The organism is Planctopirus hydrillae (genome assembly GCF_001707835.1).
Classification (GTDB): domain Bacteria; phylum Planctomycetota; class Planctomycetia; order Planctomycetales; family Planctomycetaceae; genus Planctopirus; species Planctopirus hydrillae.
The window spans coordinates 41,923-55,077 of the sequence record NZ_LYDR01000033.1; the positions used below are offsets into that span (position 1 = coordinate 41,923).

The window sequence follows — 13,155 nt, forward strand, 5'->3', positions numbered from 1 at the left end:
GCATTCAGCAGGTCGTGCGACACAAATCCATCCCAATAGGCTATAGCAATTTGTTTGCACGACCGTCATGATGCAGCCATGTGAAAAGTCTCCACAACCGTTCACCACCAAAAATCTTTCACTATGGCTGTCTCGACGGAACAGTTTGCCAAACAGCTGATCGATAGCGGAGTCATTTCGGAACCCGATTTACAAGCTTTCATCGATCGATTGCCTCCCGCAGAAAAGCCTGGTACTGGCGAGCAACTCGCGAAATCCCTCGTAAAAGAAAAGAAAATCAGCGCCTACCAGGCACAGGTTGTTTACTCAGGCAAGGGTAAGTCGCTGACTATGGGGAGCTACACCGTCCTGGATAAACTCGGCCAGGGCGGCATGGGGATGGTGCTTAAGGCCGAGCATCGGATGATGATGCGACTGGTCGCCATCAAGGTCCTATCCCCTTCGGTCACGAAGACCAAAGAACTGGCACAGCGGTTTCAGCGAGAAGTCCAGGCAGCAGCGCGACTGACACATCCCAACATTGTCGGCGCATTTGATGCCGGCGAAACCAACGGTTCGCCATTCCTCGTCATGGAGTACGTGCCGGGCGATGACCTGGCGACAATCGTGAAGAAAAAAGGCCCGTTCTCCATCGATCAGGCCATCGACTGCATCGTGCAGGCAGCCAAAGGACTGGAGTTCGCGCACGCACAGGGAGTGATCCATCGCGATATCAAACCCGCAAACCTGCTGCTCGATACCAAAGGCGTCGTCAAAATCCTCGATATGGGCCTGGCTCGTATTGAGTCAGAGGATGTCGCGACTCAGGCCGATTTGACAGGCACCGGGACTGTGATGGGGACTGTCGACTACATGGCGCCAGAGCAGGCACTGAGCACCAAACACGCCGACGCCCGCAGCGATCTGTACAGCCTCGGAATTTCGTTATGGTATTTGCTGACTGGTAAAGCAGCCTACGAAGGTGACTCATTAATGGCCCGGTTGCTCGCTCATCGCGACCAACCCATTCCCAGCCTGAGGACAGTTCGACAAGACGTTTCCGAATCCCTCGATCACGTCTTCATGAAACTCGTCGCCAAGAAACCAGACGACCGTTATCAGACCGCAACCGAATTGATTGTCGATCTGCAAGCCTGCCGAACAGGGGCCACGCTCAAGGCCGTCACCGTCGCCGAAGCCGGGACAGATCTCGACGAGTTTCAGGATTTCCTGCAACAGATCGACTCTCCCATCGAAGGCCCGCGCGGCAAGCGTTCTCATCCCGCGGGTGCGGGAACGCGAACTGTCGCGCGGTCGCAAGCGACTCTTACATCGATGGATGAGACAATCTCTCAGAGAAGAGAGCACGAGACTCAACGTTTTCGTGGTCCAAAGGCTCAAAAGGCGAAATCCACCTCCTGGATTCAAGACCGGCGCGTTCAAGTCGGCAGTGGAACTGTAGCGATGATCATGTTGTTAATGGCTGTTGTCTTTTTCTTCCAGACACCCACCGGCACGCTTCGAGTTGAGATTCTTGACCCTACAGTCGAGATGCATGTCAAAGGGACTCAACTCTCATTTCATAGTCCGGACCTTGATCCTGTCTCACTGAAGACGGGTGAGAAGAAACTGGTGGTCACGCGGGGCGATTTATCCTTTGAAACAGAGTCTTTTACGATTAACAGAGGAAAAGAGTTCCGCGTTAAGGCCGAGTTGGTGGGCGACCATCTGGTCATCAACGGCGGAGAAAAAGTCATTGCCCGGCAAGCCGTCAAACAGCATGGGCTGACCACTTCCTCCACAGGTAACGCACCGGCCAATACGCCAACCAATACGCCAACCAATATGCCGGTCGATACACCGGTTGCCTCAACACCACCAGCCTCCATGGCGGTCGAAACTCCGGTAGCGTCCATCGCACCAGGTTCAGAGACATCCGGGCCACCACTGGCAATTGCACCGTTCGATTCGACTCAGGCAAGAAAACACCAGGAAGACTGGGCCGCCTATCTGGGCATACCGGTTGAATTTACGAACTCAGTTGGCATGAAGTTTCGGTTGATCCCGCCGGGCGAGTTCACCATGGGTTGCACTGAGGAAGATATTGATCTGCTTAAACTCGACGTCGACCCAAGTGTTGCTGCCCAACAGCGACAAAATCTTGCCACATCAACTCCCCCACATCGCGTGAAAATCACCCGCCCGTTCTACCTGCAGACACACGAAGTCAATAACGGTACCTATCAGAAGTTAATGGGGTCACTCCCGCCGAAAAATGATCCCCAAAAGCCAGAAACGGCCGTGATGGCCTATGTTGGTCTCCTCGATGCCACTCGCTTCTGCAACGCACTCAGCCAACTCGATGGGAAGAGCCCGGCCTTTCAAATCGAAGGGGATCTTGCACGAAGAATCATGGATGCCGACGGCTATCGGCTCCCCACGGAAGCCGAATGGGAATATGCCTGTCGGGCCGGCACCACCGGATTGTGGAACTTTGGTGATGACCGCCAGGTTGTCTTAGATCCAACAGTCATCCGGGAACACGAAACTTCACACTTTGGTACAGGAGCAATCCCAAATCCCTTTGGCATCGTCGACGTTTATGGCGGCAGCTTGGAATGGTGCTTTGATCGATTCATGCCCTATCCGACCAATGATGTCATCGACCCATTTACACAGCCAGGAAAGAACGAAGGGGTCGCTCGAGGTGGCGGAGAATCTGCCGGTGGCGGTGCCGATCCGCTCTACAACAACAGTGTGACTCGCCAAAAAGAAGCATTTCATACTTCGCCGTTTACCGGATTTGGTCGAGTCGTGCTGCCGATTGTCGTAAAGCCCAAAACATAACCAGGACAGCGGCTCTCGTATTCGCTCTTTCCCCGATCATCCGCCCGACTCCCCCTGCTCAGACGCTTTCCCTGAGACAAGAACCCTCTGTGTGCCATGCTTGCAGCTCTGGGCAAGCATGTTTTCACAACCCACAACGCGCTGTTGTTTTCTGGGAAACGTATCAGTTCATCATGGCAGACGACCGGGAGTTCACGAAGCGCAGCGTTCGAGGCTTCGAGATCTTCCCTAGGCGCGATCCATGGATCATCTCAGACTGAAGTCATCTCGCGGCACCACAAACGCCACTGAAGATCATGAAACTCAAACGCAATTGATATGCCATGCTTGCGGCTTCGCGCTGACATGTTTTTCATATCTCTCAGTGCAACGTTGATGATATCGGAAAAGTGACTCGCTCAAGTCGAAAGGCCTCTCTTGATCACTCGCATTACTGGAAAACTTGTTCGGCTAAGCGAAGACATCGTCCGCCTGGAAATTGGTGCATTCGAATACGAAGTTCTTGTTCCGGAATTCGTCCGTCGGCAACTCCAGCCCAGGCTGGGAGAAGTCGTCAGTCTCTGCACGATCGACTATCTCGATGGCAATCCGCAGCAGGGCCGCCTGGTGCCGCGCTTGGCCGGCTTTCTCAGCGAAACCGAGCTCGAATTCTTCGAAATGATCTGCTCTGTCGATGGCATGGGTGTCAAAAAGACCTTGCGTGCGATGGTTCGACCCGTCCGTGAAATTGCCGAAGCCATCGAAGAACAGAGCATCAAGGAACTGACACTCCTCCCCGGCGTCGGCCCCGCCATGGCCGAACGCATTGTGGCCAAGCTCCGCCGCAAAATGACCAAATTCGCCCTGATGGTCGCGCGAGAAGTTCCGCGTGAAGCCGATGTCGACCGCAACGTCCTCACAGAAGCTTATGAAGCCTTAATGGCGTTAGGCCACTCCTCGATCGAGGCCCGCGACAAAATCGACCAGGTCGCCAGCAAGAAGAAAAAATTCAAAGACGTCCAGGACGTCCTCACAGAAATCTACCTCCAAAGCCGCCCCTGAGGTTTTTACTTTAAATGTGATTTGCAAATCACAAACGAAACAGGCACACCAATCGATTTCCCAGAAAACTCGCTTCGGCCACCGCCAAAAATCACAACTACAGGACGCCACTATGGCTGACGCCACTTTCCCGAAAGATACTTGCGTTTACTGCGGTAGCACCAAAGAGCTGACAGACGACCATATTCCACCTAAATCACTATTCGCCAAGCCACGCCCCTCAAATCTTATCACCGTTCGCAGCTGCCGATCATGCAATGGGAACGCGTCTAAAGATGATGAATACTTCCGTCTTATGATTTCAATGCGACATGACACTGGCGATCATCCAGCAGTTCAAAAAAACTTACCTTCAATCTTTCGTTCCTTGGAAATGCCTACAAAGAAAGGGTTCCAAAGGACTCTAATCGGCAGCATGGATGAAATTGAAATTGCTACCCCTGGTGGATTTTATCTCGGCACGGCCCAAGGATACAACGTTGACCTCTCGCGACTTGATCGAGTTGCAGCCCGAATCACAACTGGATTGTTTTTTCACGAATTCGGCAAACCACTAGAGCCGGAATTTAAAGTTTTAGCATATTCTGTTGATGGATTTAGCAATGCTGACCAAAGAACTAAAACACTGATTTACGACACCCTGACTAGAATAACAAGCGGAAAACCTCGCGTCTTTGGTGATGGAGTATTCACTTACTGGCTCGACGGAGCTAGAGAGTGCGATACCACGAGTTTATGGGTACTGCAATTCTACCAGAAGATTTATTTTCTATGCTCCATCGCAAGCAATCACGAAGATTGAATACCATAGCCTCGAATAGTAAGTCAATTCTCACTGAGGTACAGAGATCTCAATCGATTCATTATTGCGATGTAGCAAGGGTTTTATTTCACAGTTTTGGATGACATCGGTGGTAACGAGTATCTTGCAACACAAAAACATCCTCTGATACGCTTCCAGAATTTGGCACGTCAAACACCAGCCAGGTTTCCTTCAAACAAATTCATCTTTAGAAGCCAGGTACTATCACCATTTCGCCTACCAGAACGCCACTGAAAAAGCTCCATAAGCGATATAGTCGCCATCCTATGTGAGTACCACCGTTTGCCCAACTCCCAACTCCCAACTTCCAACGCCCGAACTCACACTTTCCGCACCAGCACAATCACATCGGCATCGATGCACTCGCCGCGTCCTACGGGGCCGACTTTTTCACCGGTTTTGGCCTTCACGCTCACCTGGTCAGTCTCCACAGCCAGGAGTTCCGCCATACGGGCCGCAATCGCTGATTTGTACGCCGAGAGTTTGGGCCGTTCGGCGTGGATTGTCGCATCGACATTGCACACTTCCCACCCCCGCTCGCGCACAGCCGCCATGGCTGCCACCACAAACCGGTCAGAAGAAGCCCCTTTCCACTGCTCATCGGTATTGGGAAACCACTCGCCAATATCTCCCAGTGCCAAAGAGCCGAGCAGAGCGTCGGTCAGGGCATGCAGCACCACATCCGCATCGCTGTGACCATCCAGCCCCAGCTCAAAGGGGATCGGCACTCCACCCAACCACAATGGCTTCCCCGCGACCAGACGATGCCGGTCATGCCCCATGCCAATCCGTTGCATACCGACATCCCTCTTCAGAGAAATTTCACAACTCATTATAATTTAACATGTTGCGCATCAACGACAGCACCTCTTCGCGCACTTTGTCCTCTCGGCTATAGTACGCCAAATCGTGAAGGTTTCCCACTCCTGGCATGGATGCTGTTTGTGGTCTCCCGCCCCGGCCATACCCGTTGTCTCTGGATCTTGCTGGCTGGCTTATGCCTCCTGCAGACGGGGTGCGTCAGTCGCCGGCTGATGGTGCAGTCCAATCCCCCTGGGGCTCTCGTGCTCCTCGAAGGCGAAGAAGTCGGCTACACTCCGGTGGCTGTCGACTTTACCTACTATGGCACTCGCGAAATCACGCTCATCAAGGATGGTTACGAGACTCTCAAAGTCATGCAGCCTGTTCCCGCACCGTGGTACCAGTGGCCCGGCATTGATTTCTTTTCCGATAACCTGCTCCCCCACCGTGTGACAGATCGCCGCAGGTTGAGCTACAGCATGCAGCCCAAACAGATCCCACCGAGCGAAGATCTGCTGCAGAGGGCTGACCAGCTCCGTAATGAATCTCGCCTGGGTCCCTGAAGCCCACAAATGGCAATCGCCCCTCTGGTTGAGATGACTCAGTCAGCAAGACCGTTCTGATCCCTCCCTGATCCTTGGGAACCAATAAGGGATCACCTGCTGCCGCTCGCACTTTCCTACCCTGTCCCTTACCTTAGATGATCACAGAGTGCTCCACTCTGGGCTTCATTACGCGTAAAGGGAACTTTCATGGCCGACTGGCAACCACAAATCTTGAGTGTCGTCACGCACCCGGCGTACACACCACTCAAATGGCAGCAGTTGGCCAAAGAAGTCGGCGCCCAGAAACACGACTGGACGAAGTTCCGCCGCTCGCTTGAAGAACTCATCGAAGGCAAGCGGCTGCATCGCACTTCCGGCGGGCTGATCAAAGTCCCTGTCGCACGCGAGCACATCATCGGCACCATCAAACGTGCAGCGCGCGGCCACGCCTGGTTCACTCCCGACTCACTCGCCAATCAACCACACATTGAACCATATACCGTTGCTGCCGAAGACGCCGGCTCGGCTCTCACAGGCGATAAAGTCTCAGCCATTATCCTCAAAAAGCGGGGCCCCAACGGAAAGATCGCCGTCCGCGTGATGGATATCCTCGAACGCGCCACCACTCAGTTTGTGGGCGAGTACCACGAATCCCGCGGCAAAGGGTATGTCACTGTCGACAACAGCCGCTTTGAACGGCCAATCGATGTCGGAGACCCCGGTGCGAAGGGTGTCCGCCCCGGTGATCAGGTCGTCATCGAAATGGTGCACTTCCCCGAATTCTCAACGCCGGGCGAAGCGGTGCTGCTCAAAGTCCTGGGCCAACGGGGTGAACCGGGCGTCGATCTGCAATCGATCATCTACGAGTTCGGCCTGCCAGATGAATTCCCCGAAAGTGTGCTCGAAGAGTCGCGACTGCAGGCACAGCTTTTCTCCGAAGATGAGATCGGTGACCGCCTCGATCTTCGCGACGAACTGATCATCACTATCGATCCCCTCACCGCCCGCGATTTTGACGACGCCATTTCTCTCCAGCGGCACGAAGACGGTTCATGGACTCTCGGCGTCCACATTGCCGATGTGGCTCACTTTGTGCGGCCCGGCACAGAACTCGACAAAGAGGCCATTCGACGAGGCAACAGCGTTTACCTTCCCGGCAAAGTGCTCCCGATGCTCCCCGAAGTGCTATCCAATGCACTCGCAAGCCTGCAGCAGGATAAAGTCCGCTTTGTCAAAAGCGCCTTCATCGAATACTCCCCTGATGGCATGGTGAAGCACACCAGCTTCGCCAATGCCGCGATCAAGGTCCGCAGACGCTTCGCTTACGAACAGGTCATGCCACTGTTATTGAACCGGCAATCTCCGGGCGAACATCCGGCTCCCGAAGGTGAAACAGTTCCCGAAGAAATCTGCCAGCTTCTCGAACGCATGTACGAACTGGCCATGATTCTTCGCAAGCGCCGCTTTTCTCGCGGTGCCCTCGAACTCTCGCTCGGCGAAGTTGAACTCGATTGCAATGACGACGGCAATGTCACCGGGGCACACCGAGCTCTGCACGACGCTAGCCATCAGATTATTGAAGAGTTTATGCTGGCGGCCAATGTCGCTGTGGCCGAAGAATTTGATCGCCGCGGCTGGTTTTTCCTGCGCCGGGTTCACGACAGCCCGGATGAACTCCGCATGCAGAACTTTGCCAAATTCGTCGCGACACTCGGCTACGACTTACCGCGAGCACAGGATCGCCAGGCGATTCAGGCACTGCTCGACGAAGTCGCCGGCCAGCCTGAGGCTTTCCCGCTGAATTACGCACTTTTACGGAGTCTGAAGCAGGCCGAATACTCTCCCGAAAAGATCGGCCATTACGCCTTGGCGGTCGACAATTACGCCCACTTTACCAGTCCGATCCGCCGCTATCCCGATCTCACCATTCACCGCCTGCTGGAACATGTGATCGCCGATACTTCCTTCACGCACAGTGTTCCAGCCGCCGAATCATTAAACACAGCGAGTGATCGCAAAAAGTCGAAATCTTCACGAGCCGATCTTCTCTCGGAAGCCGAATTGCGACAGTTGGGCAAGCAATGCTCACTCACCGAACGTCGAGCCGAGAAAGCCGAGCGGGAACTGATAAAAATCCGGCTCATTCGCTATTTGGTGGATAAGGTGGGCCTCGAACTCAACGCCACAATTACCGGCGTGGAACGCTTTGGCCTCTTCTGCCAGGGAATTGAACTTCCAGCCGAAGGCCTTGTGCATCTGTCCGACCTGCCTGGTGATTACTACGACGTCGATCAGATTGCCCATGCCGTCATTGGTCGGCGATCTGGCCGGGTATTCCGCCTGGGTGACCCAGTGCGTGTTCAGGTATCCAGTGTTGATCCTGCGAAGCGAGAACTCAACTTTCGCATTGTCGGGCGACCAGGCGACGATGGGACTCGACCAGAGGGTGAATTCTCTCGGGAAACACCGGAGGATGATCGATCCCGATTTGCTTCCGATCCATCTTCTGGCAACCCGAGACGACGATCTCCATCACGTTTTCCCGGAGACCGCTCAAACGCTTCTGCCAAGGGTGGGTTCCGCCAGAAGAAACAGAGCTCCGGCACCAAAAAATCTCGCAAGAAACCTCGCTGAGCTGAGCTCTTTTCCGCAGCGGCTTCTGTTTTAATCGTCAGACAAGACAGTTATGTCCCCCGCAGGATGACAGACTCATAGAACGTGGCTATCATTCATGAGAGAAAAAGACTGGAAATTCGAATATCGAATATTGGCCCTTATGGCCGATCCTTCAATCCAGAACATTGTGAAAAATGATCAATTGGCTTGGCATCACGTTCAACACTGACCGCCACTCTCATTCGATAATTCTCCACATTCGGCAGAATCTGGAGCTTTTTCTGGCTCAGTCGGCGACACTCGAGCCGATTTCTCCAGACAACAAGCCAGAGAAAGATCTCACACAGGGAAATTTACGTTCCCGAAGGTTAGAGTGAGGACAAGGTGAGAGTGAGGGCAATAAGACGGCCTTCTGTTCACACGGTATCAACGATCCCTTGATTCAAGCAGCCTTAGGAAAACACAGTCTTAGGAAAACACAGTCTCTTCTGAGTCACAGATTGGTTCACAAAGCTCGAACGGGCTTGATGGCCAACAATCAGCTCAAAGACATTCACAGAATCGTTTCAACGCAGATATCAGACGAAGGACTCAAGCGAAATGGATCCGGCACCATCGCCAGCCTCCAGCAATCTGGCTCGTCAGATCAATCTCAAGTGGTTGCATCGATTAATCACTTCTTCGATTGGCCGCAAATTCATCATGGGTGTCACGGGGCTTCTGCTCTGTGGCTTCCTGGTCGGCCACCTCGCTGGAAACTTTCTACTCTTCAAAGGCGAGAAAGACTTCAACGAGTATGCAGAGTGGATTCACCACCAGAAGCTGCTCCCGCTCATTGAACTGGGCCTGCTGCTTTTGTTCCTGGCTCACATTTACCTTGCATTCGTCACCACCTTTGAAAATCGCAAAGCCCGTCAACAAAGGTATGTCGTCAAAGAATCGAAACAATACGATCTGACCTTGCCGATCCCTGCCCATAACTGGATGTTCATCTCGGGCTCAATCATTCTCGGCTTCCTCCTCCTGCATCTGGTCGATCTTCGCATCGGTATTCGTCCAGATTTTGTCTACACCGATTCAGCGTACGCCAACACCATGCAGGCCATCTCCAACCCCATTGGCCGCATTGCCTACATCGTGGGTCCAATCATTCTTGGCTTTCACCTGGCGCACGGTTTTGCCAGTGCATTCCAGTCGCTCGGGCTCACTCATCCCAAGTACTCGGGGTTGATTTATAAGTTGTCGATTGTCTTCGGGATTGCGATTGGTGCTGGATTTGCCAGCCTTCCCATTCTGGTTCCCGGCATGGCAAATCGCTCAACCAAACCAGCCGCCACGACCGGCACTGCACCCGCACCAGCAGTAGCAGTCGATCTCCCCGCACATGACTAAAATCCATCAGGACTAAGCATTCGATCTCATTCGTTTGCCCAGTATGGTGATTAGCCGCAATCAAGAAATACAGTCGCAGCATCCAGGAATTGTTCATCAACATTTCTATATCGTTTTGAAGAGGCCATTTGATGTCTTTGGCAACTGAAGTTGGCATTCTTGACGGAAAGTGTCCCACCGGTCCGATTGCAGATCGCTGGCCGAAGCACAAGCAGGAAATGAAGCTCGTTAATCCTGCGAACAAGCGAAAGTACACCATCCTTGTGGTGGGGACAGGCTTGGCAGGTGGCTCAGCCGCTGCCTCGCTGGCCGAACTTGGCTACAACGTTCACTCGTTCTGTGTGCAGGATTCTCCCCGACGGGCACACAGTATTGCAGCTCAGGGCGGGATCAACGCTGCCAAGAACTATCAGAACGATGGGGACAGTGTCTGGCGTCTCTTTTATGACACGGTCAAAGGGGGCGATTTCCGTGCCCGCGAATCGAACGTCTATCGTCTCGCATCGATCAGCACCAACATTATTGATCAATGCGTCGCCCAGGGTGTTCCTTTCGCCCGTGAATATGGTGGCACTCTCACCAATCGATCTTTTGGTGGAGCACAGGTTTCACGCACCTTTTATTGCAAAGGCCAGACTGGCCAGCAACTGCTGCTCGGCGCTTATCAGGCCATGATGCGACAGGTCGAAGCCGGTCGGGTGAAGCTTCATACCTGGCAGGAAATGAGTGACCTCATCGTCATTGATGGCGTCGCTCGCGGGATTGTGACCCGTAATCTGCGGACAGGTGCCTTTGAATGCTACCTCGGCGATGCCGTCGTCCTCTGCACTGGTGGCTATAGCAACGTCTATTATCTTTCAACGAACGCCAAGAGCTGCAACGTGACAGCCGCCTGGCGTTGTCACAAGCGCGGGGCTCTCTTTGCCAACCCCTGCTACACACAAATTCACCCAACTTGTATCCCGGTCTCAGGTGATCACCAATCCAAGCTCACCTTGATGAGTGAAAGCTTGAGAAACGATGGCCGCGTCTGGGTTCCCACGAAAAAGGGAGACACCCGTTCGCCAGAGCAGATTCCTGAAGATGAACGCGACTATTATCTCGAGCGTCGCTACCCGTCATTCGGCAACCTCGCCCCACGCGACGTCTCCAGCCGGGCTGCCAAAGAACGCTGTGATGCAGGCTATGGCGTTGGTCCCAATGGCCTTTCGGTCTATCTGGATTTCCGCGATGCGATCCAGCGCGACGGCGAAAAAGTTATTCGCAGTAAATATGAAAATCTCTTTCATATGTACGAGCGAATCACGGCCGAAAACCCATACAAGCAGCCGATGCGAATCTATCCTGCTCTCCACTACACAATGGGTGGCCTGTGGGTGGATTACAATCTGCAGAGTAATATCCCGGGGCTTTTTGTGCTCGGCGAGGCCAACTTCTCCGATCACGGCGCTAACCGACTGGGAGCCAGTGCTCTGATGCAGGGACTCGCCGACGGCTATTTCGTGATTCCCTACACGATTGGCAACCATCTCGCATCAACAAAACTGCCCAAGGTCTCCAATGATCATCCTGCTGTTAAAGAAGCCTTGATCGAGTCGCGAAATCGTATTGAAACGCTTCTCGCCACCAATGGCAGCCGCACGGTTCAGGATTTCCACCGCTCACTCGGCCACATCATGTGGGATCATGTGGGCATGGCTCGCACATCAGCCAGCCTCCAGACTGCGATTGAGCAGATTCGCGGCCTGAGAGAGGAGTTCCACGAAAACGTCAAGGTTCCCGGGACAGCCGACACGCTGAACCAGAATCTCGAATATGCCGGTCGTGTGGCCGACTTCATGGAGTTCGCAGAACTTCTCGCTATCGACGCTCTCCACCGGGAAGAATCTTGCGGGGGCCACTTCCGCGAGGAATATCAGACCGAAGAAGGCGAAGCGAAACGTAATGACGACGACTTCTGCTACGTCGGAGCCTGGGAATTTAAAGGGGTCGGTGTTGAACCCGCACTCTGGAAAGAACCCCTCAAGTTCGAGGAAATTCCGCTCGCCACGCGAAGCTACAAATAGTCTGAATCACTCATTATTTACTTGCAGCATCCTATATTCATTGCCAGCACGAACCAGCGGCAATCCCTATTGAAGCAGGCACTAATTCCATGATTGCTCACAATAGCGACAGTATGAAATTGACTGTCAAAGTCTGGCGCCAGCCCGCGACCGATAAGCCCGGCCATCTCGCGACCTACGAGATTGCTAACATCTCTCCGGACATGTCGTTCCTCGAAATGCTCGATGTACTCAACGAGCAACTGATTCTCAAAGGCGAAGAGCCCATTGCCTTCGACCACGATTGCCGAGAAGGCATTTGTGGAACTTGCGGCATCATGATCAATGGCCAACCGCACGGCCCGGATAACAACACGACGACCTGCCAGCTCCACATGCGACGCTTCAAAAACGGCGATACGCTGATTCTTGAACCCTGGCGGGCGAATGCTTTCCCGGTCATTAAGGATCTCGTCGTTGACCGTGCGGCCTTCGACCGGATCATTGCCTCCGGCGGGTATGTCTCGATCAACACCGGGAATGCCCCCGATGGAAATGCAATCCCTGTTCCCGGGACAATGCAGGAAAAGGCCATGGAAAACGCCGCCTGCATTGGCTGCGGTGCCTGCGTCGCTTCTTGTAAGAACGCCTCCGCTATGCTCTTTACCTCGGCAAAGGTGGCTCACCTGTCACATCTGCCACAGGGCGCTGCCGAACGTAATGAACGCGTGTTGAAGATGGTGGCCCGTATGGATGCTGAAGGCTTCGGCAACTGTACGAACACCGGCGAATGTGCTGCCTCCTGTCCCGCCGGGATTCCACTGGCCAGCATTGCTCGCCTGAATCGGGAGTATATCCGCGCACTCCTCGCCTCCGACCAGAGCTGATTTGAGCATTAAGCCGATTCGATACTACATTTCAAAGACGATGCATGCCCATAGCAGTGCATCGTCTTTTCATTGACAATCCCCAGTAGGGTGCATGCAGTTTCAACGTAATGCACCATCTCCTAAAAACAACCGGCAATACAGTCAAAATTTGTGCGCATCCAACTCCAAACTTCCAA

The 13,155-nt window shown here is 53.6% G+C and carries 9 protein-coding genes; 8 read left to right on the forward strand and 1 reads right to left on the reverse strand.

Annotated elements, in window-relative coordinates; all coding sequences use genetic code 11:
* Positions 1-123: 123 nt before the first annotated feature.
* From A6X21_RS02535 to A6X21_RS23975, 3 genes are all read left to right on the forward strand, one after another.
* Positions 124-2,826, forward strand: coding sequence for a bifunctional serine/threonine-protein kinase/formylglycine-generating enzyme family protein (locus A6X21_RS02535; protein WP_068845940.1), 2,703 nt, complete (start codon positions 124-126; stop codon positions 2,824-2,826).
* A gap of 417 nt (positions 2,827-3,243) precedes the next feature.
* On the forward strand, positions 3,244-3,867 hold the full coding sequence (gene ruvA, locus A6X21_RS02540) for a Holliday junction branch migration protein RuvA (RefSeq protein WP_068845942.1): 624 nt from the start codon (positions 3,244-3,246) through the stop codon (positions 3,865-3,867).
* Between the two features lie 112 nt (positions 3,868-3,979).
* Positions 3,980-4,669 (forward strand): HNH endonuclease, encoded by a 690-nt coding sequence (locus A6X21_RS23975; RefSeq protein ID WP_131818153.1) that lies wholly within the window; start codon positions 3,980-3,982, stop codon positions 4,667-4,669.
* Between the two features lie 341 nt (positions 4,670-5,010).
* Here the strand turns inward: A6X21_RS23975 and ispF are convergent, their stop codons facing one another.
* Positions 5,011-5,487 carry a 2-C-methyl-D-erythritol 2,4-cyclodiphosphate synthase gene (gene ispF / locus A6X21_RS02550; protein WP_068845945.1) on the reverse strand — a complete coding sequence of 159 codons (477 nt, stop codon included), beginning with the start codon at positions 5,485-5,487 and terminating at the stop codon, positions 5,011-5,013.
* A 138-nt stretch (positions 5,488-5,625) separates the two neighbouring features.
* Here ispF and A6X21_RS02555 point away from each other — a divergent pair, with 138 nt between their 5' ends.
* From A6X21_RS02555 to A6X21_RS02580, 5 genes are all read left to right on the forward strand, one after another.
* The gene (locus tag A6X21_RS02555) at positions 5,626-6,054 is read left to right on the forward strand and encodes a PEGA domain-containing protein (protein ID WP_068845947.1); all 429 of its coding nucleotides are present in this window, start codon (positions 5,626-5,628) and stop codon (positions 6,052-6,054) included.
* 189 nt (positions 6,055-6,243) lie between these two features.
* Positions 6,244-8,670: a ribonuclease R gene (rnr, locus tag A6X21_RS02560; protein WP_068845948.1), complete on the forward strand. Its 2,427-nt coding sequence runs from the start codon at positions 6,244-6,246 to the stop codon at positions 8,668-8,670.
* Positions 8,671-9,252: 582 nt separating this feature from the next.
* The gene (locus tag A6X21_RS02570) at positions 9,253-10,044 is read left to right on the forward strand and encodes a succinate dehydrogenase cytochrome b subunit (protein ID WP_068845950.1); all 792 of its coding nucleotides are present in this window, start codon (positions 9,253-9,255) and stop codon (positions 10,042-10,044) included.
* Positions 10,045-10,175: 131 nt separating this feature from the next.
* Positions 10,176-12,110, forward strand: coding sequence for a fumarate reductase/succinate dehydrogenase flavoprotein subunit (locus A6X21_RS02575; protein ID WP_068845951.1), 1,935 nt, complete (start codon positions 10,176-10,178; stop codon positions 12,108-12,110).
* 89 nt (positions 12,111-12,199) lie between these two features.
* Positions 12,200-12,976, forward strand: coding sequence for a succinate dehydrogenase/fumarate reductase iron-sulfur subunit (locus A6X21_RS02580; protein ID WP_013110710.1), 777 nt, complete (start codon positions 12,200-12,202; stop codon positions 12,974-12,976).
* Positions 12,977-13,155 lie beyond the last annotated feature (179 nt).